Raw genomic sequence first — 26,077 nt, 5'->3', positions numbered from 1 at the left:
AGTACGGTTACTTGTGGACCCTCACTACGGTGTCAAGTTCACCAAAGTCAAACATCTCTTTTGCTTTTTCAGGCGGTAGCTGTACGCACCCATGCGAGCCTCCGAAGCCTACGCCCGGACCAAACTGATGCTGCCAGTATGCGCCGTGGATTGCGTATGAGTAATGCCAGTACAAAATCCATGGCACATTCGGGGCGCGGTATGCTAGCGAGCCGTCATCGTTGTAGCCGACCATGGTTTGTATAGGCCGCTTAATGTAAACCTTATAAGTTCCCTGCGGCGTTGGGTGCTGTGGACTGCCCGGAACCATCAGGTAGGGACCTATCACCTTGTCTGCGCCTTGGTAGGCGGCAATTGTGTAGTCAGTTAGGTTGATATCGAACCATTTTTCGCCCTTGCTGGCCTGATATGGAAGCTTCTCTGCTCCAGGAGCAATCACCTTGTCCTGCCACTTTGCCGGCGCCGAAACCATGTCAAATGAGCCCGAGAACGGCTTTGTAGTGGACAATGCTGCAGCTATCTGCTGCGATAGTGCGGGGACATTATTTGCTTTTGTTCCGTCGACCTTCTTCTTTACGACCTGGGTGACCTTTCCGTCCTCGGTAACGTTCCGGCATCCATCTTGAGGAACCTTAGCAGCTTCCTTTTCTTTGCTTCTGAGCCATTTTTGTACCTTTGCCGCATCGGCTGTGGCTCGTTTTGGAGCTTTCCCCAGTTTGGAGGGCGAAGTAACCCATCCAAGCTTGTCAGTCTCTGCCGCTTCGAAGGTTTTGTCGGCAGCGGCAACTTTGATTGCTACCTGCGCGAACTTCTTCGCTGACGCAAGATAGGTTTGTAAATCGCTAGCCGTGTTTAGAGGTTTCACTACCCCAGCGGAAAGATTTATCTTCTGCGAATTGCCCTCGCGAAGTACCTTTGTGAAGCCTTCGGATAGCTTTGTAGGCGCAATGCCGCGCCCTTCTTTGCCCTCCTGAATCGTGAGCGTTCCCGCGGCAACGACCAGTTCCGGTTCGACGGCCTCTTTGTAGTCTTTGGTAAGTCCCGCGGCGGCTTCGATCAAAGCGGGATAAGCATAATCCACAACTAGGTCCTCGGTGCTTCCGCTGACAGGTATTAGGAAGTAGTCCCAGAACGAGCGGTGCGCGAATACCTTTTTCGCGCTCTCCTCTGCGCTGACACTAGCCCCCAATTCCTTTCCAGTGAAAGAGCGAGATTTTACGCCTTGACCGGTAACCTCAAGGGAGGCATTTTGGGCATGTTTACGGATAAGGGCAGCTACCTCAGACTGATTTTTTCCCGCAATAGACACCCCGGAAATGCTCTGCCCAGGGAGCCCTTTGTCATGAAAATAAAACCAGTATGCTCCGCCTGCTGCCAGGGCTAATGCTAAGGCCAACAGCGGTAAAAAGATCTTCGCCCTCCGCGACATATTCACCCAACTCTTATTTCTTTATCTTCCTGCCAAGACTTAGTGATGTCTCCATCGTTACCGTGATTGTAGGCATATCTTCCCAGTCCAAACACATACACGAAGAAAAGCACCTCAGCAACGATACCAATGCCAATGCGGACGGCGGTGGGCAGTCCAGAGGGCGTAACGAACCCCTCTAGTGCGCCGCATACGGCTAGGACTAGTACCAACCCAATTGCAATTCCGGCAACTGTGCGTCCCGCATTAGCAAGGGCCTCGCCTCTAGTTCTATCTTTCGGACTTATCCACGACCAAAAAAGGTAGAGACCGGCCCCGCCCGCCACGAACACGCTAGTGAGCTCCAGTGTGCCATGCGGCAAAATCAATCCGAAGAACTGTGCTCCTGCCCCATGATTTATTAGTATTGCCGCAGAAACGCCCAAGTTAGCCACATTTTGATAGAGCAAAAAGATCACCGTGAGCCCCAGCATGCCCGTAGCAATACAGGTAGCGGTAACCCACGCATTATTGACCCACACGCTGAAGGCAAAATGACTGGCAGCATACTCGGAGTAATAATCTGCAAAGTCATGCTCTACTAGTTGTCGAATTCGTTCCGGCGTACCAATCAAACTCTCGAGAGACGGATCATGAATGATGCGCCACGCTATAAAAATGCACACTGCTAGGCTTGCCGCCATCGTTGACATCCACCACCAACGCAACTTGTAGAGTGCTGCTGGGAAAGTCGAGGTCAAAAAATGCGATGCCATCTTCAAGGACGGACGAGTCGCAGAGCCCATCCTGCGTCTGGTCCTAGCGAGCAGCATCGACAGTGAAGCCACTAGGGACGGATCAGGCTCAGTTGTGCGCAGCTGCGACAGATGCGTGCTAGTTCGCTGATAAAGCTCTATAGCCCTATCTGCTTCAGCAGCGGTGAGCTTCCTCTTTTTAGTAAGCTTTTCGAGTTCTCGCCACCGCGGTTCGTGTATATTTGCATACGCATCTATGTCCATGCCTTTAGCTTACCGAACCTGTATGCTCGAAGGCGTGGCGACTAACGAAACAGACGAACTCATTGCAGGCGAGGGCGTAGCCCTGCTGATTCCTCCGGCTGCACCCGTAATCCGGATCTGCTGTGGCATCTTGGACCTGGTTCTCTACGCCTCTCTGGCTATCCTCATGCTGTACTTCTTCATAAAGTACGGCCCCAGCTTGGACGAGGCCCTTGTCAAAGCAGCACTTATACTTCTTATGGCTTTTTCTATCCTGATTCTTCCTGCCACAGTCGAGTACCTGTCAAAAGGCAAGTCTTTGGGGAAGCTGATTGGCGGAATGAGGGTAGTTCGGATAGATTCGGGCCCAATCGTCTGGCGCCAGTGCTTTACCAGGGCGCTCATGGGGCTAATCGAAATCTGGACCATACAAGCTATCTCTGTCGTTTCAGTCCTAGTGGAAAAACGTTCTCGGCGAGTTGGTGACTTGGCAGCAGGCACTTACGTAATCCGCGAACGCATGCCACTGCGCATCCCCACTCCTCCGCAGATGCCCCCGCAACTTGAGGCATGGGCCAAAACTGTCGATCTTGGAGGCATCAGCCCTGGGCTCGCCATTGCCATGAGGCAATTCATAACCAGACGCGACCTATTTAGCTCCGCCGGCGGACGTTCCCTCGCTGAGCAGATTATGAGGCAGGTATACGTAGCGGTACTGCCACGGCCGCCACAGGCACCGCCAGAACAGATAATTGCCGCTCTTCTTGCTGAGCGCACCAACCGGGAATCTACCCGCCTACAAGCGGAAGAGCGTATGCGAACCCACCTGCTAGGAACTAAATAAACCCCTTACAGTTGGGACAACCTTTCGACAGATAATTAGTGGGGCCAGCGCTAGCTGGCCCCACTAATTATCTAGAGCCTATTTCTTCGGAAGTACGACGTTCACCAGCTTCGGTGCCTTGACGATGACACGCATGGGCTCGCGGCCACCTAGTGCCTCCTTCACCGCGTCCGTCGAAAGCGCTGCCTCCTGCAACTCTTCAGCAGAAATTGAGGGCGACACTGAAAGCCTCTCGCGCACCTTGCCTTGAATCTGCACAATACAGGTAACTTCGTCCTCTTCCAGCAAGGACTCATCAGTTACCACGGGGAAGGACACGCGGGCGATGGAGTCTTCGTGTCCCAAAATCTGCCACAATTCCTCGGCGATGTGCGGGGCGACAGGCGAGAGCATGAGCACTAGCGGCTCAACTGCCTTTCGCGGTACCTGCTTCAAACCGGTCAGGTGGTTATTCAGCACGATCATCTTGGCAATCGCCGTATTGATGCGCATATTGTCGTATTCGACAGTCACATCGGCAATCGTGCGAGCCAGAAGCTTTGCAGTCTTCCGATCAAGTTCTTCCTCGGTGACAGTTACCTCTCCGGTGTTTTCATCGAGGACGTTTCGCCACAGTCGCTGCAAGAATCGTTGGGAACCAACAACGGCGCGGGTCTCCCAGGGACGGGACATGTCAAGCGGCCCCATCGACATTTCGTATACGCGGAACGTGTCGGCACCGTATTCTTCACACATCTGGTCGGGAGTAACGATGTTTTTGAGGGACTTCCCCATTTTGCCGTATTCCTGGGTGACTGGCTCTCCTTGGTAGGTGAAGCCAGATTCCTCGTCGCCCTCGACCTCGTCTGCGGGCACATATTGACCGCGCCCGTCAGTGTACGCGTATGCCTGCACATAGCCCTGGTTGAAGAGCTTGTGGAAAGGCTCCGAACTAGACAGATAACCAAGGTCAAAGAGCACTTTGTGCCAAAAGCGAGCGTAAAGCAGGTGAAGCACGGCGTGTTCCACGCCGCCCACATACAGGTCAGTTCCGCCAGAGGCACCATCTGAGCGCGGACCCATCCAGTAGGCTTCGTTCATGGGATCCACGAACTGGCCGTCATTATTCGGGTCAGTGTAACGGATCTCGTACCAACAAGAACCCGCCCAGTTCGGCATCGTATTTGAGTCGCGATAGTAGGTTTGCTTACCTTCGCCCAGGTCAAGTTCTACACTCAACCAATCTCGTGCCCGTCCAAGCGGAGGTTCTGGCTCCGACTTAGAATCGTTGGGATCAAAGACTCGCGGGTTGAAATCATCCAGTTCCGGCAAGGTCACCGGAAGCATGTCCTCGGGGAGGGCATGAACGCGCCCATCCTTCGAATAGACCACCGGGAATGGTTCCCCCCAGTAGCGCTGCCTAGAGAAGAGCCAGTCACGCAACCTGTAGGTGGTGGCGGCATGACCATGGCCGGTCTGCTCCAGCCCCTGCACCATCGCCGCGATTGCCTCTTTTTTGTTCTTACCGTTCAGGTCAATAGAATCGTTGGCAGAATTCATGAGCACGCCGTCGCCGGTCCAGGCTGCTTCACTGGGGTCAAAACCTTCTTCCGGCGAAATGGTGGTGATGATATCCAGATCAAACTTCTTAGCGAATGCGAAGTCGCGCTCATCGTGTGCTGGCACCGCCATAATGGCGCCCGTTCCATAGCCCCAAAGCACGTAGTCGGCCACAAACACTGGAACCGGGACACCACTGACCGGGTTCGTAGCAAAGATACCGGTGAATACGCCAGTCTTTTCGGTTGCATCACCACGTTCTTCGTCACTCTTCGCAGCGGCCTGGAGCCGGTATGCCTTCACAGCCTCCTTCGGGGTCGCCGCACCGCCGGTCCACGCCTCCCTGGTACCCTCAGGCCACTGAGCTGGCACATGCAGGTCGTCATTTTGCGGATCCGAATCGCCCAGCAGAGGATGTTCAGGAGCAATAACCATGAAGGTTGCTCCAAACAGAGTGTCCGGCCTGGTCGTGTACACCTCTAGGGAAGAAACATCAGATCCGGCAGAATCAGCCAAATCGAACGTTACGTTCGCCCCATGCGATTCACCAATCCAGTTCTCTTGCATTGCCCGCACCTTGTCGGGCCAATCAATAGTTTCCAGGTCCTTGGTAAGCCGGTGGCCATATTCCGTAATCCGCATCATCCACTGGCGCAGCTTCGACTTGTAGACCGGGTAATTGCCACGTTCGGAGCGGCCCTCGGAAGTAACTTCCTCGTTTGCGAGCACAGTGCCAAGGCCAGGACACCAGTTGACCGGCGCATAGGACACGTAGGCGAGCCGGTAGCTATCTACGATATCGGCCTGTTCCTTCTTAGACAGTTCTGCCCACTCGCGACCATCTGGTGTCTGCCGAGTTCCGTCCTCGAACTGGGCAATCAGAGTCTCGATAGGCCGCGCACAGCCCTTGCCGCCTTCACGGTTTTGCGCATCCGGGTCGTACCAGGAACTAAAAATTTTCAAGAAGATCCACTGAGTCCACTTGACGTATTCGTTGTCAGTAGTGGCGAAAGAACGACGCTTGTCATGAGAGAGGCCGATCTGCCGCAGCTGCCTATTCATGTTTGCAATGTTCTGTTCGGTAGTTACCCGAGGATGCTGCCCGGTCTGAATCGCGTACTGCTCAGCAGGCAGGCCGAAAGCATCGTAGCCCATGGTGTACAGCACGTTCTTGCCGAGCATTCGCTGATACCTGGCAACCACGTCAGTCGCGATATAGCCAAGCGGGTGCCCCACGTGCAGCCCTTTCCCTGAAGGGTAAGGGAACATGTCTAGGAGGAAGAAAGGATCGGCCTCGGCCAGAGGGCCTGCAAGGTCTCCTACCGGGTTATCGGCAGCAAAGGTCTGTTCAGTTTCCCATTTGTCCTGCCATTTTCTTTCAATCTGGCCTGCCAGAGCGGCGGTATACCGGTGAGCAGTCTCTTCAGCCATGAATCTTGTCTCCTCCTTGCGGCGTTATCGCCTCAATCCTAGGTCATTTAGCCCCAACCATTGAAACTAGCTCACAATCCGACTTCCAAATTCATAAGATTGAAGCGGTATAACAAGGAGGATAAATGTCCGTTTTCACCCAAATCATCGATGGGCAAATTCCCGGCACTTTCGTCTATGCGGACGACGTGGCGGTTGCGTTTATGACTATCGAGCCGGTAAATGCCGGTCACACTTTAGTTGTTCCCCGCCAGGAAGTGGAGAGCTTCTGGGAGGCTGACGAAAAGCTTTTCAGCCACCTTGCCGTGGTTGCTAAGCGGATCGGCGCGGCCCAGCTAAAGGCTTTCGACTGCGAGCGCGCTGGTTTAGTCATTGCCGGTTTCGACGTTCCACACCTGCACCTGCACGTCATCCCGGTTCATGGTGAGGGCGAACTCAACCTTGCTAATGCAGCACAGGCTTCCCCTGCCGAACTGGACGAGGCGGCCACCAAACTCCGCCGCGCACTTGTGGATGCAGGTTTTGAGAAGCTCGTGCCAAAGGATCTTCACTCGCTCAAGTAATGGCACAAAAGATGGCGGCGGCCACCGGGTCGCCGATCGTCTTTTCTTTTCCATTTACCACCACTTGCATAACTCCGGCGTACGTCTTGTGTTCAGCTACAAAGACTTCCGCACCGGGTAACAGCTCCTGTGCAATTACTTCCTTCAGGATTAGCGGATCTTCGTCGGAGACGCGTTCTATGCGTGCCAGCGCTCCCTTGTCGACCGCGCTCAGGCGAACCCATTGGGCGTCCTCGACACTGCCGTCAGCTGCGGGAATCGGGTCACCGTGTGGATCGCGTCTAGGGTGGCCCAGGACCTTGTCAATGCGCCCTAAGAGGCGCTCCGTGACAGCGTGCTCCAAAATCTCGGCTTCCTCGTCTACTTCCTCCCAGGTGTAACCAAGAATGTCCACCAAGAAGGTCTCCAGTAGCCGGTGCTTGCGCACGAGCTGCACCGCCAGTTCGTACCCCTGTTTCGTTAACCCTATGCCGCGGTAACGTTCGTGTTCGACCAGTCCGGCGTCCACCAGACGACGAATATTTTCCGAGGCCGTAGAGGGCGCCACGGCCATTGCGGCAGCTAGAGAGTTGGTTCCTACATGGGCATCTTCAAATTCTGTTGCCGAGTAGATGTATTTCAAATAGTCCTCGGCCATCGCAGAAAGATCCATTTACAACACCAACGCAATCTGGTCCGCCATTGCCAAGACGACCACAACCGCGCCAACGAGATAGGTAAGCACAGTTGGAGCCCACGGGTAAGCGGACAGGAAAGAACCCACCGCCCCGTCTGGATTGCAAAGGCGCGCAGCCTTACCAATTAGCATCCACGCCATAGCAATGGCGACCACCCACACCACAAGGCAGTAGGGGCACAGTGCCCCAAAAACGACAATGGACTGGTAGAGGAAGAACGCCACAGCCCCCAATCCCACAATTCCACCAGCGGCACCCAAGAACCAAGCTACCTTCGGCAAGGCAACGTCCATGGCAAGTAGAAGTGCTACCGCGACTGCAAACGCAAAGATCGCAGTTCCGACTAGGGCGTTGGGCACCCCAAGCAAGTGCGCTGCCGGCGACATCAGGGACTTGCCACACCCCACCAGTGGGTTGATGTCGCAAGCCAAAGCTGCATCTGGATTCTTTAGATGCGAAAGCTCTGCCTTTACCAGGGCAATGGAGGCCGCCATCCCGACTACCGAAAGCAGCAGAAAACATTCCGCCCAAGTGCGGCCTACCCCGCTATGCTCGTTCAAAATCTCTCCAAACACTCTTCCAATCTGAAGCTAGTTTAACCGGGATTGACATCCCATTGCGCTACAGCTTCAGGGCAACGCGATGCATGTCACAGGGAGCCAATTTGATATCTGAACAGACGTAGCGCTACAGTAGTTCTCGGACGTTTTGAGAAACAAACGCCTGCGCCATTAGCTCAATTGGCAGAGCAGCTGACTCTTAATCAGCGGGTTGGGGGTTCGATTCCCTCATGGCGCACTCTCTCCCAGCCGCGGGCTGGGATATTTTTTTATCTAGACTGGATTTCGCCTGTGCCCTCTTCAAAAGACAAGATAGCCGCCCTCCTTTCTAAGAGTCCGCGCGAGGACGAACTTGCCCAGGAGGTATTGCGACTAGTCCGGTCCCTAGTAAACACTCCCCTACGCCTGACAGAGCTAGTTGGGCCGTGTTGCACAACTCCCGAACTAGTTGCGTGGCTAGGTATTTCTAGACAGGGAATACATAAAGCGGCAACGGAAAACCGGCTTGTAGCAGTGCAACTGGGACGCACCTGGTATTACCCGACTTGGCAGATGCGTCCAGATCGCGCCCTCGACAAAAACATAGGTAAAATCCACGCGCTACTGCGGCAAAAGATGGGTCCAGTGGAAGCGGCCTGCTGGTGGGCATCCGGCGAGACTCCTCCGAAGCAGGCTATATTCAGCGGCGATACTCACAAGTTGATGGCTCAGGCTCGCAAGGCTAGCAGCCACGGCGAGCCTGAAGTGATGCCTTAGAGGGCGAGTTCCTTCCGAAGCCGGCTAACGTGGCCTTTGGCGCGCACGTTATACATGGCAACTTTTACCAGTCCGTCCTTGCCCACCACGATGGTAGAACGGATCACTCCCTGAACCACCTTGCCGTAGTTCTTCTTCTCGCCGAAGGCTCCGTACGCCTTCATGACTTCCTTATCTTCATCAGATGCAAGCGGGAAAGACAAAGAATACTTTTGCGCAAACTTCTCTAGCGCTCCCATCTTGTCGGGACTAATTCCGACCACCGCGTACCCAGCGCCTTGCAGAGAGGCTAAGGAGTCACGAAAGTCGCAGGCTTCAGTGGTACAACCGGGGGTCGAAGCTCGCGGGTAAAAATATACGATTGCCCCGCTTTCGGTCTTCTTCAGTTCATCTGCCAGAACAAACTGGCCTCCTCCGCATAACGGGATAGAGAAGTCGGGGGCTTTCTGTCCTATTTCCAGTCGCATGCTGCTCCTTCCAACGCTGTTACAGAGTAAGAGTACTTCCCCACAGGGAGCTACCCAATTTCGAAAGTGGGGCAAGACGAGTGACATCTGCCAAGCCATCTGCCCCAAGCACATCTTTCGCCACATGTATGCGGGTCACCTGCCCGAAAGTTAGTATCGCCCCACCAACCTGATGGGTGTCCACTAGTCTGCATTCAAAAGCAGCTTTAGTGCCTGCCAGCATAGGTGCATCCACGTCCTGGGCAGGGATAACTTCTAGGCCCAATTCGGTTGCCTCCGAAACGTCGCGCCTAAATTCCCTCGAGCTAGCCGCAACCAGTTCTTTGTCGCCTACCCCGGCAAAATTCACAACGAAAGCACCGCGTTCACAGGCATTATGGTAGCTGTCCTTGGGCTTTCTAGAAGAGAATTGCACAATCAGCGGTTCCGTACTAGCAGCAGTAAATAACGCGTACGGCGCGACGTTGGCTTCTCCCTTGGAATTATAGGTAGAAATCCAGGCGATTGGCCTGGGTACCACCAGGGACATGGAAAGCCGATAAAAATCTTTGGGATCGGACATATCTGCCACAAACGTTGTTAGGTTCATCGAGCGCCTTTCTACTGCCTTTTAGTCTAGTTAGCGCTAGCGCAAAACAGAAAAGCACGAAGAAGGTATATAAAAAACTGGCCGCAGCGTTTGCTGCCGGCCAGCGATTCACATTTATAACCAGTTGTCAGTACTGGTGAGAACTATTTTGTGGTGCGCGCGGGGGGACTTGAACCCCCACGTCGTAAGACACTGGAACCTAAATCCAGCGCGTCTGCCAATTCCGCCACGCGCGCGAGACTCAATAACCATACCAGCGCCAGTGGCCTATCTCCAAAGCCAAAATAATGGTTATCGCCACATTCTTCAGGCGACCTGCTGTGCCACCCTGGAAGCCTTCATGATGGTCGCCTCAGCCACCACCTGCGAGCCGCGGTACACCACCAACGACTGTCCTGGTGCAACTGCTCGCACAGGCTTTAGTAGCTCCGCTACGAATCCTGCCTCAGTACGCACGATCGTCGCTTCTATCTGCCGCCCATGTGCTCGGAATTGGATTCGCGCGCCCTCTCCGTAAATATCGGACGCCATTGGAACCATGTCCGCGCACTCAATCCGATCAACCGACAAGAGTTCAGCAGCTCCCACCACTACCTGATTGGACTGTGGGCGCGTCTCCAGCACATATCGAGGGCGGCCATCCGGAGCGGGAACAGTAAGTCCTAGCCCTTTCCGCTGCCCGACCGTGTACCCAAAATATCCCTTGTGGCTGCCTAGCACGTTGCCATCGACGTCCACGATCTGGCCCTCTTTCTCGCCAAGTTTAGAAGCAAGAAAGTTTCGCGTGTTTCCGTCGGGGATGAAGCAGATGTCGTATGAGTCCGGCTTGTTAGCCATGATCAGTCCGCGCTCTTCCGCTTCGGCACGAACCAGTGCCTTAGACGGAACCTCTCCCAGCGGGAAAAGTACGTGCGAGAGCGCCTCCCTGCCCATTACCGCGAGCACGTAAGACTGGTCCTTCTCCTCGCAAATAGCCCGATGTAGTTCAGGGCCGTTTTCGCCCTGAACTAGTCGGGCATAATGGCCTGTACAGACAGCATCAAAGCCGAGGGCGATCCCCCTCTCTAGCAGCTCGCGAAACTTCACGAATTCGTTGCATCGCACGCACGGGTTCGGAGTTCGGCCGGCCTGATACTCCGCGACAAAGTCGGAAACTACTGTATCCTCGAAATCTTCTGCCAAATCCCAAATGTAAAAAGGAATGCCCAACTTGGCGGCAGCCCTGCGGGCATCATCCGCATCTTCGATAGTGCAACAGCCACGCGAACCACACCGAGTAGCCTGACTGGAACCGGAGAGCGCCATGTGTACCGCAGTTACTTCGTGCCCGGCCTCTACGGCGCGCGCACATGCAACCGCCGAATCGACTCCGCCCGATAGTGCAGCGAGTACCTTCATTTACGCCCTTCCAGTCTGCGCGCTATCTGCACCGCCTGCGGTAGGCAAGCACAAAACGCTTCTATGTCCTCTTCAGTGGTATGCCAGCCCATTGACACCCTCAGAGAGGACGCCGCTTGAGCTTCGGTTCTGCCCATGGCTAGGAGCACCGACGATGGCCTGGCTACCCCAGCTTTGCATGCAGAACCAGCGCTGACGCATATTTTGCTCTGGTCAAACCCGAAGAGCAAGCCCTCTGAGGTGCATCCCTCACATGTGAAGTTGATTATTTCGGAAACGCCCTCTGCAGTAACCTCTACGCCATCAATTTGGGCAGCTGCTTGCAGAATCTGTTCACGAAACTTCCTGGCTCGCAGTTCTTCTTCGTGCTGGCACGCCAACGTGGTAGTAATGGCTTCGGCAAAGCCAACCGCCCCCAGCACATTTTGCGTGCCGGAGCGAAGGTCGCGTTCCTGCCCCCCGCCTTTGCGATCTGTGCGCAAGGACTGGCCTTTGCGTAAGAGTAGCGCCCCGATACCCGCGGGGCCCCCTAGCTTATGAGAAGCCACCGAAAGAGCGGTAAGACCGGATTTTGCAAAATCAAAATCGATTCTGCCTACTGCTTGGATAGCGTCAGTATGCACGAGGGCGGGGCGCGGCAACGAATTGGCGATTTCAACCAGTTTCGCGATTGGCTGGATTGCCCCGTTTTCGTTGTTTACAGCCATCACCGAAATCAGTGAGGGGCGTTCCCTCTCAATTACCTCTCGGCTCGCTTCGAGGTCTAGCACTCCGTCGGACCCCACAGGCAGGTGAAGTAAGCCAATTCCTTCGCGCTGTGCTATGTCGGCAGCGTTCTTTGCCACCGCCTCGTGCTCGACCGCGCTAATTGCCAAGGGACCAGAGCCGACCAGGCCGCGGACCGCGAGCGCGTCAGCTTCCGTTCCTCCACCTGTGAAGATGACTTCTGCGGGGGCTGCGCCCAGTGCTCGGGCTACCCGTTCGCGGGCAGCCTCGAGCATTTCTTTAGCGGAGCGGCCGGCAATATGGAGCGCGTTGGGGTTGGCCACCATGGGACCGCTCAGTACCTTCATCATTGCTTCCCGTACCGATGGGCGCATCGGAGCGGTGGCTGCATAGTCCAGGTAGACCGGACTCATTTGCGAAGGTCCTCCAATGCCTGAGGGATCACCTGGTTGATGTCCCCTACGACGCCAAAATCGCACAGTTCAAAGATGGGGGCGTCAGGGTCGTCACAAACGGCGACAACCATGCCGGCTCCTTGAATGCCGCAGGTGTGATGGACAGCGCCGGAGACGCCTAGGCCTATGTATAGGGATGGTGCCACGGTCTCGCCTGTCTGTCCGATCTGGATAGCACGATCTACCCATCCTTCGTCGGCTGCCACGCGGGTTGCTCCAACTGCGCCGCCAAGGGTACTTGCCATCTGGTTGACGAGCGAGAAATCCCCATTTGTGCCGCGACCGCCACATACGACTACTGCTGCTTCTGTCAAAGACGGCCCGTCGCCCTCGCGAGCTTCGGAGCTGACCACGCGAACTGCCGAGGAAGAATCTCGAAATTCTACTGTCAGGTCGATTCGTTCAACGTCTGCAGGAGAATCCACCTGTACCGCCTCGAAAGCGGAAGGGCGAACCGCGATCACGGGAGTACCACGGCGCACCGCGAAAATGGTTTCCCAGGAACCCGCCAGCACCGATTTGCCCGCAACTAACTTACCGTCGCGCACACTGAGTCGGGTGACGTCTACAGATGCTCCCGCATCCATCAAAGTGGCCATGTGAGAAGCAACTTCACGACCTCGGTAGTTCGACACCGTAAACAAAGCTGCGGCCTCCGGAAGATGCTTGATGCATGCTGCAGCGGCGTCAGCTACCACTCCAGCTACGCGCGGGCTGCGCCCCTGCAGGTCAGGAACAAATACACTATCCGCGCCGAATGCGGCAAGACGGTCCATTTGCGGGGTGGGATTTAGCGCTACCGCATACACCTTGCCAGAAGTCAGCTTCCGGGCTGCGCTGAGCAGCTGTTCAGAAGGAGGGGTCAAGGTGTAGCCATGAGTGGCATCCCCGACGTGGTCGACCACGACGATTACAGGGTCAGTAAACTGCTTCATTATTTTTCCTCCCCAGAAAAGCCGGCGTTAATCAAAAACTGCGCGAGCTGGTGGCCGCCCTCACCGGCGTCGGCAACTACCTTCCCGGCAGTCTTGGCGGGAGCCTGGCGGGCGCGTAGCACATTGGTACCGGCGCCCTCAATACCGGTACGGTCATCGCCTTGCAAGCCCAGGTCGGAAACCTGCCACACCGTTACCGGCTTCTTTCGCGCCGCAGCCATATCCGCAAAATTCGGGAATCGCGGCTCATTTACCTGGTCAGTCACAGAAACGACTGCCGGAAGATCAGCTTCGAGTTCGTCGACAAAGCCGTCTGCCACCTTGCGAATTCGCACGGTCTTCTCTGTTACTTGCAGTTCCTGGGCAAGCGTCAAAGATGGCAGCCCCAACTGAGTTGCCAGCGATCCCGGCAGCATCGAAGTCATACCGTCCAAAGATGCCATACCCGTAATGATCAGGTCGACCTTGCCGTCTTGACCTATCTTCTGAATTGCCTTAGCTAGCACCTCAGCAGTTGCCAGCGCATCCGAACCCGCCAATTCATCATCCGTAATTCGAACACCCGAATCAGCCCCCAGCTGCAAGGCCCGGCTAATTGCATCCTCAGCGTCTTCGGGGCCCATGGTGAGAGCTACGACTTCCCCACCAAATTCTTCAACAGTAGACACTGCTGCTTCGACAGCATTTTCGTCTAATTCGTTCAGCACGTCGTCTTCGCCACGGACGAGGACGCCATCTTCCAACCTGCGATCTGATTCCACATCAGGCACGTGTTTTACGCATACGACAATCTTCATGACTCCAGCGTGCCACAAACATGCCTGCAATGACGATATGACTTAAGTTATCCGCCAATAACGAAAATGTAAATAAGTGCCAATCCGCGCAATTTCGTGCCTTTCTACGCGAAGCGGCGAAAAGGCGAAACGCTTCCAGAGTTGTTCCAGACCATCTATGAGAATATGCAGTAGTGAGTAACGATCGGACTTTTGCCCCCACTTCAGAACTGGCCCTTCCCATCATGGGGGCCATGCCCGCCCTCGGCGTAACCCTGGTTGGCGGTGGGGTCGACATAGCTGTCGTTGCTCCCCGCGCGACTGACATCGAATTTTGCATCTTCTCTTCCTACGAACCCGACGCAGCAGAACGGCGAATTCGCCTTCGCGGCCCCGTAGAAGGCATCTTTAGCGGGCATGTTTCCGACATCGGCCCGGGCACAGCCTACGGTTTCAGGGCTTGGGGCCCGTGGGAACCCGAAAACGCAATGGTCTACAACCCCAACAAACTGCTGCTCGACCCGTACGCTCGCGCTATCACCGGCAAAGTAGAACTTTGCCCGGCAATTCACGCCCACCAGACCGATGATGAGCTTTACCCGCTCCAGCCGATGCGGCCAAACCCAACAGATTCGGCTCCTTACACGGTGCGCGGGGTCATTACCGGACCATCATTCGAGGTCGCTCGACGTCCACATACCAGCTGGCGAGACACGGTCATCTACGAATCCCATGTGCGGGGCCTCACCGAGAATCTCGAGGGCGTGCCCGCGCACCTACGTGGCACCTACGCTGGGGTGGCGCATCCGGCCACCATCAGCTACCTGAAAAAACTGGGCATTACTGCCCTGGAACTCTTGCCAATTAATGCGAAGTTTGACGAGCCCTTCCTAGCCGAGCGCGGCCTGACCAACTACTGGGGCTATTCGCCGCTGTCCTACTTCGCCCCCGAACCCTCACTGGCAACGAAGCAGTCGCAGCACTCCGGTCCAGGCGCCGTAGTTGACGAGGTACGTGGCATGGTGTCGATCCTTCACGAGGCCGGCATCGAAGTAATCTTGGACGTCGTATACAACCACACCGGCGAGGGCGGACCGGGCGGGCAGTCCCTGTCGTGGCGCGGCCTAGATGAAGCTGAATATTACCTATATGACCCGGAGGGCAAATTTGCTGACGTTACCGGCTGCGGCAATTCGCTCGATGCCGGCTCCACCCGCGTTCAGCAGATGATCCTGGATTCATTGCGGTACTGGGTGAGTGACATGGGAGTGGACGGATTCCGCTTCGATCTAGCTACTACTATCGGCCGCTTTGGCACGCAGTTCACGCCCGACCATCCGATCCTCTCTGCAATCGCTACTGACCCGATTCTTTGCCAGGTGAAGATGATCGCCGAGCCGTGGGACGTAGGCGAAAATGGCTGGCAGACTGGCAATTTCAAGAGGCCGTTCTCTACCTGGAACGACAGTTTCCGCGACAGTTTGCGCACTTTCTGGATTAGCGACGCCAAGGCGCAGGCTGAACGCTCCTCCCGAGGCAGTTCTCCCCGGGATCTAGCCACCCGCCTTTCAGGTTCCCCCGACCTTTACTACCGTGCCGACCCTGCGCAGAATGTAGGCACCAGAGCCTCGGTGAATTTTATCTGCGCTCACGACGGTTTCACCCTGGCCGATCTTGTTTCGTTCAACGACAAGCACAACGAGGCGAACCTAGAAAATAATCGGGACGGCTCTGACCACAATCTCTCTTGGAACCACGGGCTCGAGGCGCCCATTTCGCTCCCTTGGGGAGACATCCGCGAAAGTTCGAATGGCGGTTCTCAGGTCATCTCTTTGATGGAGGATCGCCTGAAAACGATTCGAAATTTGCTCGGCACGCTGTTCGTCTCTGCGGGTACCCCCATGCTGGTTGCCGGAGACGAATTTGGGCGCACTCAACAGGGCAATAACAACGCCTACTGCCAAGACAACGAAATATCGTGGCTGAACTGGAATCTTGCACCCTGGCAGCGGGAATTGCAAGAAACCGTAACCCACCTTATTTCCTTAAGAAAAAGGTATCCGGCAATGCGCCCGGACTATTTCTTGACAGGCACCCAGTACGGCGACGATTCCATCCCGGACCAAAGCTGGTTTGACCGAAGCGGAAAGCCTATGAGCGAACGCGCCTGGCACGATCCGGCCGGACGGGCCTTCCAGATGCTCCGATCTGGCCTACCGTCCACGTCCAACGACGTTCTTGTTTGTTTCAATGGCCTAGACGAGGCCATCCCGTTTTCTCTGGCGGATGGACGAGGCACATTCTGGAGGAAGGTGTGGGACTCTGCCCTATCGAAGCCCCACCCGTTAGTCGCCCTCGATAACGAAGTTCCAGAGGTCGAAGAACCGGGTACAAAAGTCGACCTCCCGGCCCTTTCGATGCAGATTTACATTTCGCGCTAAAGTGGAGCCATGACAAACGCAGAAGACCTACTGGAAACCTCTACCAATGAGGCTTCACTTGCCCGCTCTATTGAGCGATCGGCGCAAATTGACAAAGCAATTGATGAAGACCCTTCTCGTTTCCGCGTACTGACGGGCGACCGACCCACCGGCCACCTTCACCTAGGCCATTACTTTGGTACCTTGCAGAACCGCGTGAAGTTGCAAAATCGCGGCGTCGAAACTTGGGTACTCATCGCTGACTACCAAGTCATAACCGACCGAGACGGTGTGGGACCACTCAAAGAGCGAGTACTAAGTCTTCTGACTGACTATCTAGCAGCAGGCATAGACCCTGCTAAGTCTGTTATTTTTACTCACTCCCAGGTACCGGCACTAAATCAGCTACTGCTACCTTTCCTCTCGCTGGTCACCGAATCGGAGTTGCACCGCAACCCGACAGTGAAGGCCGAATTGGAGGCCACTGAGGGGCGAGCAATGTCCGGACTCATGCTTACCTACCCGGTTCACCAGGCGGCAGACATCCTGTTCTGTAAGGCGAACGTGGTTCCCGTAGGCAAGGACCAGCTCCCCCACTTAGAACAGACCCGCCAGATCGCTAACCGCTTCGATAAGCGCTACGGGCGGGCAGATAAGGAACATGCTGTTTTCCCGCGCCCCGATGCACTGCTATCGAACGTTCCGCTCCTGCTTGGCCTTGATGGAACCAAGATGTCTAAGTCCCGCGGCAACACCATCGAACTGCGCATGAGCGCCGACGAGACTGCCAAGCGCATTAAGAAGGCTAAGACCGACGCCGATCGCCACATTACGTACGATCCGCAGAACCGTCCCGAGGTCGCAAACCTGCTGACGCTAGCCTCACTCGCAAGCGACCAGAGCCCCGAAGAGCTGGCCGACCAGATTGGTGACGGCGGTGGCGGCACTCTAAAGAAGGTCGTCACGGAATCGCTGAATGAATTCTTGGCTCCGATGCGTGCCCGTCGCGCGGAGTTGGAACAGGATCCTGACTATCTGCTTTCCGTACTACACAAGGGCAACGAACGCGCCAATGAAGTAGCAAACGCTACGCTGGCTGAAGTCAAGGCTGCAATGCAGATGGATTACTAAAGACAATTTTTTTGGGGGTCGATAAACTCGGCCCCCAAAATTTTTTGTCTCCCCTTGAAGGCGCTAAAAACCACGAAGGGGGACGCTTTTCAATAGACTGGTACACACGAGCTACGTTGAAAGGCGGCCTCATGACTGACCGGAAGATTTCCAAGGCATCTTCGCCCGTGACCTCCACTAGCCCACGTAGGGCCAGAAAGCCTAGAAAGAGTCTGAAAAGGCCTACTGGAGGGCAGATTGCACGTATTCCGGTTACCGAAGTTTTCCCGTCCATAGAAGATGGGCTGTGGGCAGCGAAAGCTGTCGAGGGCGAATCTTTCCCCGTGCGCGCCACGGTATTCCGTGAGGGCCACGACCGCTACGCCGCCGAAGCGGTCCTTATCAGACCCGATGGAAGTGAACATATGCGGGTCCGGATGGTTGACATCGCGCCCGGGCTAGATCGTTACGAAGCTTGGCTCCGTCCGGGTGAACCCGGCGACTGGAGCTTTCACATAGAGACGTGGGCAGATCCTTACGAGACCTGGTGCCATGATGCGTCAATCAAAGTGGCCGCCGAGGTGGATACCGAATTAATGCTTGAAGAGGGCGCCAGGCTGTTAGAGCGGGCAATTGTCGGCAAGGCAGCCCATAATCCGACGCAGGCAAAGCTAGATCCCAAAAATGCCCAATCCCTTCGCGAAGCAATCGATATGCTACGCGACAAAAGCAAGTCGGCACAGACCCGCCTCTCTGCAGGCCTACATTCTAGAATCCGCCACATCATGCGCAAATATCCCCTGCGGGACCTTGCCGGAAGATCCCGGTCTTACCCGGTGCAGGTAGACCGCGAGCGCGCCCTGTATGGCTCTTGGTACGAAATCTTTCCCCGTTCTATTGGGGCACACTGGCAAGATGGCGAGTGGGTATCGGGCACTTTGCGGACTGCTGCCGACATCGTGCCAAGGGTGGCACAGATGGGGTTCGACGTCGTGTATCTAACCCCAGTTCACCCGATTGGGACCACCTTCCGGAAGGGCAAGAACAACACACTAGAGGCGTCCCCGAGCGATCCCGGCTCCCCTTACGCCATCGGCGCTTTAGAGGGCGGCCATGACGCCATCCATCCAGACCTAGGCACCATGGAAGATTTTGACTTCTTCGTGTCGAAGGCGAAGGAAGCTGGCCTTGAAGTAGCGCTGGATTTCGCCCTCCAATGTAGCCCGGACCATCCTTGGGTCAGTGAGCACCCTGAATGGTTCTCGAAGCGGGCAGACGGGTCCATTGCTTATGCCGAGAACCCACCCAAGAAATATCAGGATATTTATCCGCTGAACTTTGATAACGACCCCAAAGGCATCTATGAGGCGGTCTACGCGGTAGCCGAACAGTGGATAGCCCACGGGGTGACCATCTTCCGCGTAGATAACCCGCATACTAAACCGCTGGCATTCTGGCAGCGCTTCTTGAAGCAGATGCACGAGGAGCATCCGAACATTATCTTCTTGGCGGAGGCTTTCACCCGTCCAGCAATGATGCGCACTCTTGGAGGACTTGGCTTCCACCAGTCCTACACCTACTTCGCGTGGCGCACCACTAAGGAGGAACTGCAGGATTACTTTAAGGAGCTGGCTAACGACACCGCACACTTGCTGCGACCAGCATTCTGGCCTACTACCCACGATATTTTGACGCCGCAAATGTGGACCGGGGGCAGAGCAATTTATGCGATCCGTGCGGTTCTTGCCGCTACCGGCTCCCCCACCTATGGCATCTATTCGGGCTATGAATGCATTGAAAACGTCCCGCGGCCGGGATACGAAGAAAACAATGACAACGAGAAGTACGAATACAAGAACCGCGACTTCGAAGCTGCAGAACAGTTGGGCATTGCCCCGCTTATTCGCTCGTTGAATCGAATCCGCAAAGCGCACCCTGCTTTGCAGCGGCTGCGTAACATTCATATTCACGAGACCTCTAGCCCGAATCTACTAGCTTTCTCGAAACACGTTAGTGCCGAGGAGTCACCTACTGGCAGCGCTGATACAGTTCTGGTGGTAGTTAATTTAGATCCGCATAATACGACCCGGGGCATGGTGTCCGTTGACATCCCGGCACTGGGACTTGCGCTCCCGCCTGCCGAGGGCGGAAGGCCAGTTATGCGGGTACGCGACGAACTCGACGGGCGCACCTACGAGTGGGGATCTTCCAACTATGTGGATTTGTGGCCGAACGGAAAGGTCGCGCACGTCTTTAGTGTGGAGGCACTGTGAATCTTCCCGAACCGCTAGATCCGGAGCCGGTCCGCCCTCTTCATGAGGCTCAGAACTGGCACCGCAATGCCGTTTTTTATGAGGTACTTCTTGGTTCCTATGCCGATTCGAATGCGGACGGAATAGGCGATTTCCAAGGGCTGCGCTCTAGGCTCGGCTATCTGGCTTGGCTTGGGATTGACTGTTTGTGGATTCCCCCGTTTTACCCGTCTCCACAACTAGATGGCGGCTATGACATTTCGGACTACACGGGGATCGATCCCAAGTACGGCACCCTCGAAGATTTTCAGGCGCTGATCGAGGACGCACATGCCCTCGGCATTCGCATTGTCATCGACATGGTCATGAACCATACTTCTTCTGAGCACCCCTGGTTCCAGGCGTCTCGGGAAGAGCCGGATGGTTTCTACGGGGACTATTATGTTTGGCGCGATGAGCCGGACGCCTACCAGGACGCGCGCATCATCTTTGTCGACACTGAACATTCGAACTGGACCTATGACGAGGTGCGCGGCCAGTACTACTGGCATCGGTTCTTCTCGCATCAACCAGATTTGAATTTCGAAAATCCGCACGTGCGTGAATCCATGCGCGAAGTAGTGCGCTATTGGTGCTCGCTGGGAGTCGACGGGATCCGCCTAGATGCAATCCCCTACCTATTCGAGGAAGACGGCACTAACTGCGAGAATTTACCCGAGACACACGAGTTCATTTGCGATCTGCGGCAGATGATTGACGAAGAATTTCCCGGCGTTATCATGATTGCCGAGGCCAACCAACCACCCGAAGAGGTCGTAGATTACTTCGGTACCGATGCGAATCCGGAATGTCACATCTGTTTCCATTTCCCGATCATGCCTCGTCTTTTCGCTGCGATGCAGGAAGAAACATCCAAGGGGGTAAAGCAGATCTTGGCACAGCTGCCTCCCCTGCCAAGCGGTGGCCAGTGGGGCACGTTCCTACGCAACCACGATGAACTTACCCTGGAGATGGTTACTGATCGGGAGCGGCGGGCCATGTACGGGTGGTACGCTCCCCAGGATCGAATGCGCGCGAACGTTGGTATTCGCCGCCGACTTGCTTCACTTTTAGGTTCCTCTCGCCGCCGCATCGAACTGGCGCACGCCCTCTTGCTTGCTTTGCCTGGTTCGCCATTCCTGTACTATGGCGACGAAATTGCGATGGGCGACAATATTTGGCTCCATGACCGTGACGGTGTGCGCACCCCGATGCAGTGGGATGCTTCCGAAGGGGCAGGCTTTTCTGAAGCCGATCCAAAGACGTTTAGGCTACCGCTGATCGATACGCCGGCGTGGGACTATCGCGCGGTGAACGTCGAAGAGGCGTGGGGGCGGCCTACCTCACTGTTGAACTGGCTGCGCCGCACCTTAGCAATCCGCAAGTCCTACCCCGTCTTTGGGGTGGGACAGATGACCTTGGTACATACCTCCGATGATGCAATATTGGCTTTCACCCGCCGCGACGAGTCAGACACTGTCCTTTGCGTCTACAACTTGGCAGGGACTCCTCATGCGGTGAACCTATGGCTTCCCGGCATGGCAGGGTGGCGCACGGTTGACATGTACGCGGGCAACCCGTTCCCCACAGTTGACGCAAACGATGAGCTGACACTGACCTTGGGGCGACACACCTTCTACTGGCTCCGAATGAAACAACCTGAAAAGGGCGATGATGAATAGTATTCCTTCCCTTACTCAGTGGGTCGAATCCAAAAGGTGGTTCCCAAAACGCCTGGCTGGACAAGTCCCTACCGTGCAAGTGTTGGACCACTCCGACCACTGGTGGCTTGTTGAGCTGGATTATGAGGGAGCCTGCCTGCAAGTTCCCCTCGCAGAAGGCAAGGAAGCGCTCTTCAACGGTCACCTGGTAAAGGACGGCTGCGCAGACCCTAATTTTTTGAAGGCATGGTTGCAGAAGGTGGCTAAGAGCGGCGGGTTGTTTCCGTCGCAGCCTGAGCTGGTTGACGAGGCCTACACCGATTGGATGCAGGCCCTTGGCGGTGCCAAGGTTCTTACCGGAGAACAGTCCAACACCTCAGTGCTGGTACCGGCGCGGCGTTGGCCGGTAATTATCAAGTTTTTCCGTGTCCTCTACGGTGGTGAACAGCCTGAGGTATCGCTACCGTTAGCCCTTACCAAGGCTGGCTTTGAAGGGGTGCCGCAGGTACGCGCTATTTCGCAGATCACCAGGAATAACGAGGTCATCACTGACTCTGTTGCCAGTGACTACGTGCACCGGGCCGAGGACGGCTTCGTGTTCTTTACCCAGGCGGCCAAGGCAGGCGATTCTCTCTCCAAGGAGGCCTTCGAACTGGGCAGGATAAGCGCGCAAATGCATTCGCTGTTAGAGCGCCACTTTGGTAGCACTTTGAAGGACATTGATGCCTCTAATCGGCTGAGGGCCTCCTACGAGCGCGCCGCTGCCGCCTACCCGCCCATTACCCAGATAAATCTGCCCATTGCTGACCTTCCGAAGCTGTCGGCTCCCGTGTGTCGGGTGCACGGCGATTTCCATCTTGGACAGACACTTCATAGCGCCACGGGCTGGTCGATCATCGACTTCGAGGGCGAGCCTCTTCGCCCTCTTTCGGAGCGCCTAGAACCCGATATGCCGGAGCGGGACATAGCAGGCATGTTGCGTTCCTTCGACTACGCTAGGGCCACCGGCGGAGCATCGCAGCAGTGGGAGCAAATCCACCGGAAAGCCTTCCTAGAAGGCTACAGCTCAGTAAGGCAGTTCCACCAGGAGGCCTTGCAGATCCTTGAGATTGATAAGGCCCTATACGAAGTTGCCTATGAAGCTCAGCACCGTCCTACGTGGGTACATGTTCCGCTTGGTGGGCTGAAGCGTCTTTTAGGCTAACTTGGCCCGTCAAAATCATCACGTTTAGGGCCTAAACGTGTAAGGCTTAACACATGAACGCAAAACCTGTCTACGTGGATCCACAGACCCTCCTGGATGTAGCGCATGCTCGCTACCATTCGCCCCACGCGGTACTCGGGGCGCACCTAGACCAGGGAGGCGTCACGATTCGTACTGTCCGGCACCTGGCTGATTCGGTGGATATCGTCACCGCCGACGGCACTTACCCTGCAAGCCATGAGCAGGACGGGGTGTGGGTGGCCGTGCTAGAGCGCGAAGACATTCCCGACTACCGGTTGCGAGTGACTTACGGCGATCAGACTTCTACCGTCGACGATCCGTACCGCTTCATGCCCACTTTGGGTGAACTGGACTTGCATCTAATTGGCGAGGGCCGCCACGAGCAACTGTGGAATGCCCTGGGAGCGCACGTACATTCTTACGGGGGCGAACTTGGCCAAGTAGATGGGGTTTCCTTTGCGGTGTGGGCCCCCAATGCGCGTGCCGTGCGCGTGGTGGGCGATTTCAACTACTGGGATGGTTCCGGTTCGGCTATGCGCTCGCTCGGTTCCTCTGGAGTCTGGGAGCTGTTCATCCCCGATGTGAAGGTGGGAGCCCGCTATAAATTCGAGATCTGCGGCCCGGATGGTAACTGGTTCCAGAAAGCTGACCCGATGGCTCGGGCTACGGAGGTGCCCCCGGCAACCGCATCAGTAGTCACTGACCAGTTCCATGATTGGGGCGACGGCGACTGGATGGAATATCGTGAAACGCACGATCCGCACTCGGCCCCCATGTCCGTGTATGAGGTACATCTAGGATCGTGGATGCAGGGACTGCAGTATCGCGAACTAGCTGATCATCTAGTAGACCATGTAACCAAGTTGGGCTTTACTCACGTTGAGTTCATGCCGGTTGCAGAACACCCGTTTGGGGGATCTTGGGGGTACCAACAAACCTCCTACTATGCCCCGACAGCTCGCTTCGGCACCCCGGACGATTTCAGGTACTTGGTAGATAGACTGCACCAGGCTGGTATTGGGGTATTGCTAGATTGGGTACCTGCACACTTCCCCAAGGACGAGTGGGCGCTAGCAAACTTCGATGGCACAAAGCTTTATGAGGACCCGGACCCGCTGCGTGGGGAACACCCTGACTGGGGCACGTTGGTGTTCAACTTTGGCCGTCGAGAGGTACGGAACTTCCTTGTTGCCAACGCACTGTACTGGCTGAGCGAATTCCACATCGATGGGCTGCGAGTCGACGCGGTAGCTTCCATGCTTTATTTGGACTACTCGCGTTCTGACGGAGCGTGGCGCCCCAATATTTACGGCGGCCGCGAGAACCTTGAAGCCATCAGCTTCTTGCAGGAAGCAAATGCCACCGCCTACAAGAACAATCCTGGCATCGTCATGATCGCCGAAGAGTCCACAGCCTGGCCCGGAGTGACCGCCCCAACTGACGCTGGTGGGCTTGGGTTCGGACTTAAGTGGAACATGGGGTGGATGAATGACACCCTGCGGTACTTGAACGAGGATCCGATCAACCGGCGATTCCACCACGGAGAACTCACCTTCTCGCTGGTATACGCTTTCTCCGAAAATTATGTGCTGCCGCTTTCCCACGACGAGGTCGTCCATGGAAAAGGCTCTCTGTGGAATAAGATGCCGGGCGATAACTGGCGGAAAGCAGCGGGGCTGCGCGCGCTGTACGCCTACCAATGGTCCCATCCGGGCAAACAACTCATGTTCATGGGATCCGAATTTGGCCAGGAACGCGAGTGGGACGCCGATTCCTCCATTGACTGGTGGCTGTTGGATGATCCTCTGCATGCCGGAATAACTAGGTTGCTGACCGACCTGAACAACCTCTATAAGGCTGAACCGGCGCTCTGGGATGACACGCATTCGGGCTTCGAGTGGATAGAGGCCGGCGACGGTGACCGGAACACTATCTCTTACTTGCGAAAGGGACAAGACAAGGACGGGAATTGGAAGTTCCTGGTATGCGTAACAAACTTTGCTGGAAATCCTCACGAGGGGTACCGAGTCGGCGTGCCATTTGAAGGGCGGTACGAGGAACTCATCAACACTGATAGCGAGGCCTATGGCGGTTCGGGAGTTACCAATCTTGGTTCGGTCACCGCAGAACCAATCCCGTGGATGGGCAGGCCCTACTCCGTTGAGCTCAGGGTGCCGCCCCTCGGCGCACTGTTCCTCCGCCCTCTAGACATCAAATAGAGCCAAGCCAGCCCCCGATCTTCCCGTTTTCCTTTGTGAGGAGGCAACGCAAGATCGGGGCTGCCGCCCAGCGCGACACTCAGGAGGCTCCAAGGCTAAGACCGAACGGATGACTCTTACCCGCAAGAATGGCCCAGTACCGCTGGTACTGGGCCATTAAGCTGCTAAGACGGTTAGAACAAAATTGCCGACATCTGCCGCCGCGCCTCGTTCACTGCAGCCGAGTCACTGGCAACCTTGAATAGCTCGACTAGCCTCTGCCGGTAGGGCTCCCGCTCTTGCCCGGTGTGGTTGCGCATTGCTTCGAGCAGCACGTCGAAAGCTGCCTTTTCGTTGCCGACTCCCGCGAACCGGTCGGCAAGTACCAACGGGTCGTCCTCGGATTGATTTTCTTCCTGCCTCAACCGCATTTGCAGCTGCACACCTGCCAGCTGCACTTTCAGTTCTTTATCTGCCGGGTGGTTAGTTACTTCCTTCTGTAACAGCTCCTCTGCCCTGGCGTAGTCTTCCTCGGCCAGCGCAGCATCAATTAGTCGCTGTGCTTCGGACACGGGCTTTTCTGCCGGCTGCGCAGCAGTAGCACTTACTCTGCCGGTAATCCCCTGTTGTTGAGCGGCCTGAACTAGTTGGTTCAGCAGCTGTTCCAACTGTTCCTTGGGCTGCGGACCCTGGAATAGAGGCATTGGCCGCCCGCCCAGGAGGGCAAATACTGCGGGCACAGACTGCACCCGAAAGGCAGCGGCCACCTGCTTGGCCGTATCCGTGGAAGCCTTTGCCAGCTGGAACTGCCCACCCATTTGTCCGGCAATCTGCTCCAGATCAGAGGTGACCTGTTTCGAAGCATCGGACCAATCTGCCCAGAAGCTGACCACCACAAGCACATTTTGTGATAGCTGCAGTTCTTGCTGCAGATTCTGCTCAGTTAGCTCGACTACCAGAGCCGGCCCGGCTTGCTCTGCCGCCGGCGCAGTCTCTTGTGCCTTCTGGCTGCCTAGATCGACAGCCCCATATGTCGATGGATTTGCCATT

21 protein-coding genes and 2 tRNA genes are annotated in these 26,077 nt (G+C 55.9%); 10 read left to right on the top strand and 13 right to left on the bottom strand.

Going from position 1 to position 26,077, the window contains the following annotated elements; genetic code table 11:
• Positions 1-7: 7 nt before the first annotated feature.
• Together AC1EKG_RS04030 and AC1EKG_RS04025 are read right to left on the bottom strand one after the other, a co-directional pair.
• Positions 8-1,309: a L,D-transpeptidase gene (locus AC1EKG_RS04030; protein WP_160309222.1), complete on the bottom strand. Its 1,302-nt coding sequence runs from the start codon at positions 1,307-1,309 to the stop codon at positions 8-10.
• Between the two features lie 122 nt (positions 1,310-1,431).
• On the bottom strand, positions 1,432-2,427 hold the full coding sequence (locus tag AC1EKG_RS04025; RefSeq protein ID WP_004806176.1) for a stage II sporulation protein M: 996 nt from the start codon (positions 2,425-2,427) through the stop codon (positions 1,432-1,434).
• A 34-nt stretch (positions 2,428-2,461) separates the two neighbouring features.
• Between AC1EKG_RS04025 and AC1EKG_RS04020 the strand changes: the two genes are divergently transcribed.
• Positions 2,462-3,250, top strand: a complete 789-nt coding sequence (locus AC1EKG_RS04020; protein ID WP_048707004.1) for an RDD family protein — start codon at positions 2,462-2,464, stop codon at positions 3,248-3,250.
• Between the two features lie 78 nt (positions 3,251-3,328).
• Here the strand turns inward: AC1EKG_RS04020 and AC1EKG_RS04015 are convergent, their stop codons facing one another.
• A complete protein-coding gene (locus AC1EKG_RS04015) occupies positions 3,329-6,220 on the bottom strand; it encodes a leucine--tRNA ligase (protein WP_004806173.1) in 2,892 nt (963 codons plus the stop codon).
• A gap of 125 nt (positions 6,221-6,345) precedes the next feature.
• Between AC1EKG_RS04015 and AC1EKG_RS04010 the strand changes: the two genes are divergently transcribed.
• Complete coding sequence (locus AC1EKG_RS04010) at positions 6,346-6,783, top strand: HIT family protein (RefSeq protein ID WP_004806171.1); 438 nt, start codon at positions 6,346-6,348, stop codon at positions 6,781-6,783.
• Here AC1EKG_RS04010 and AC1EKG_RS04005 read toward each other — a convergent pair.
• Entirely contained in the window at positions 6,776-7,435 is a 660-nt protein-coding gene (locus AC1EKG_RS04005; RefSeq protein ID WP_101485663.1) for a metal-dependent transcriptional regulator, read from the bottom strand. The two genes, AC1EKG_RS04010 and AC1EKG_RS04005, sit on opposite strands and share 8 nt — an antisense overlap.
• On the bottom strand, positions 7,436-8,035 hold the full coding sequence (locus tag AC1EKG_RS04000; protein ID WP_048707000.1) for a vitamin K epoxide reductase family protein: 600 nt from the start codon (positions 8,033-8,035) through the stop codon (positions 7,436-7,438). It abuts the gene before it with no gap.
• Positions 8,036-8,185: 150 nt separating this feature from the next.
• Here AC1EKG_RS04000 and AC1EKG_RS03995 point away from each other — a divergent pair.
• Both AC1EKG_RS03995 and AC1EKG_RS03990 read left to right on the top strand, forming a co-directional pair.
• A tRNA-Lys gene (locus AC1EKG_RS03995) sits at positions 8,186-8,258 on the top strand.
• Between the two features lie 53 nt (positions 8,259-8,311).
• The gene (locus AC1EKG_RS03990) at positions 8,312-8,776 is read left to right on the top strand and encodes a helix-turn-helix domain-containing protein (RefSeq protein ID WP_004806167.1); all 465 of its coding nucleotides are present in this window, start codon (positions 8,312-8,314) and stop codon (positions 8,774-8,776) included.
• On the opposite strand, the gene AC1EKG_RS03985 is transcribed toward AC1EKG_RS03990, so the two are convergent.
• From AC1EKG_RS03985 to AC1EKG_RS03955, 7 genes are all read right to left on the bottom strand, one after another.
• Complete coding sequence (locus AC1EKG_RS03985; RefSeq protein WP_004806166.1) at positions 8,773-9,243, bottom strand: peroxiredoxin; 471 nt, start codon at positions 9,241-9,243, stop codon at positions 8,773-8,775. The two genes, AC1EKG_RS03990 and AC1EKG_RS03985, sit on opposite strands and share 4 nt — an antisense overlap.
• Before the next feature lie 19 nt (positions 9,244-9,262).
• Complete coding sequence (locus AC1EKG_RS03980; protein ID WP_004806165.1) at positions 9,263-9,832, bottom strand: flavin reductase family protein; 570 nt, start codon at positions 9,830-9,832, stop codon at positions 9,263-9,265.
• A 151-nt stretch (positions 9,833-9,983) separates the two neighbouring features.
• Positions 9,984-10,068, bottom strand: a tRNA-Leu gene (locus AC1EKG_RS03975).
• Between the two features lie 70 nt (positions 10,069-10,138).
• A complete protein-coding gene (mnmA, locus tag AC1EKG_RS03970) occupies positions 10,139-11,230 on the bottom strand; it encodes a tRNA 2-thiouridine(34) synthase MnmA (protein WP_004806162.1) in 1,092 nt (363 codons plus the stop codon).
• Entirely contained in the window at positions 11,227-12,369 is a 1,143-nt protein-coding gene (locus AC1EKG_RS03965; protein WP_004806161.1) for a cysteine desulfurase family protein, read from the bottom strand. The genes mnmA and AC1EKG_RS03965 overlap by 4 nt, the downstream gene beginning before the upstream one ends.
• A complete protein-coding gene (locus AC1EKG_RS03960; RefSeq protein ID WP_004806160.1) occupies positions 12,366-13,346 on the bottom strand; it encodes an electron transfer flavoprotein subunit alpha/FixB family protein in 981 nt (326 codons plus the stop codon). Before AC1EKG_RS03960 ends, AC1EKG_RS03965 begins: the two co-directional genes overlap by 4 nt.
• Complete coding sequence (locus tag AC1EKG_RS03955; protein ID WP_004806158.1) at positions 13,346-14,143, bottom strand: electron transfer flavoprotein subunit beta/FixA family protein; 798 nt, start codon at positions 14,141-14,143, stop codon at positions 13,346-13,348. Before AC1EKG_RS03955 ends, AC1EKG_RS03960 begins: the two co-directional genes overlap by 1 nt.
• A 173-nt stretch (positions 14,144-14,316) precedes the next feature.
• Here AC1EKG_RS03955 and glgX point away from each other — a divergent pair, with 173 nt between their 5' ends.
• The 6 genes from glgX to glgB all read left to right on the top strand — a co-directional run bounded on the left by glgX (position 14,317) and on the right by glgB (position 25,048).
• Positions 14,317-16,563, top strand: a complete 2,247-nt coding sequence (gene glgX, locus AC1EKG_RS03950) for a glycogen debranching protein GlgX (RefSeq protein ID WP_004806156.1) — start codon at positions 14,317-14,319, stop codon at positions 16,561-16,563.
• Positions 16,564-16,572: 9 nt separating this feature from the next.
• On the top strand, positions 16,573-17,673 hold the full coding sequence (gene trpS / locus AC1EKG_RS03945) for a tryptophan--tRNA ligase (RefSeq protein ID WP_004806150.1): 1,101 nt from the start codon (positions 16,573-16,575) through the stop codon (positions 17,671-17,673).
• Between the two features lie 131 nt (positions 17,674-17,804).
• Positions 17,805-19,925 (top strand): alpha-1,4-glucan--maltose-1-phosphate maltosyltransferase, encoded by a 2,121-nt coding sequence (locus tag AC1EKG_RS03940; RefSeq protein WP_239181400.1) that lies wholly within the window; start codon positions 17,805-17,807, stop codon positions 19,923-19,925.
• Entirely contained in the window at positions 19,922-21,625 is a 1,704-nt protein-coding gene (treS, locus tag AC1EKG_RS03935) for a maltose alpha-D-glucosyltransferase (RefSeq protein ID WP_048707132.1), read from the top strand. The genes AC1EKG_RS03940 and treS overlap by 4 nt, the downstream gene beginning before the upstream one ends.
• On the top strand, positions 21,615-22,808 hold the full coding sequence (locus AC1EKG_RS03930) for a phosphotransferase (protein ID WP_141740526.1): 1,194 nt from the start codon (positions 21,615-21,617) through the stop codon (positions 22,806-22,808). The genes treS and AC1EKG_RS03930 overlap by 11 nt, the downstream gene beginning before the upstream one ends.
• A gap of 53 nt (positions 22,809-22,861) precedes the next feature.
• Complete coding sequence (glgB, locus tag AC1EKG_RS03925) at positions 22,862-25,048, top strand: 1,4-alpha-glucan branching protein GlgB (RefSeq protein WP_004806142.1); 2,187 nt, start codon at positions 22,862-22,864, stop codon at positions 25,046-25,048.
• Positions 25,049-25,221: 173 nt separating this feature from the next.
• On the opposite strand, the gene AC1EKG_RS03920 is transcribed toward glgB, so the two are convergent.
• The gene (locus tag AC1EKG_RS03920; RefSeq protein WP_004806140.1) at positions 25,222-26,076 is read right to left on the bottom strand and encodes a tetratricopeptide repeat protein; all 855 of its coding nucleotides are present in this window, start codon (positions 26,074-26,076) and stop codon (positions 25,222-25,224) included.
• Between the last annotated feature and the right edge of the window lies 1 nt (position 26,077).

This window comes from Winkia sp. C0117E2 (assembly GCF_056590455.1).
This window is presented reverse-complemented; position numbering and strand designations above follow the sequence as displayed.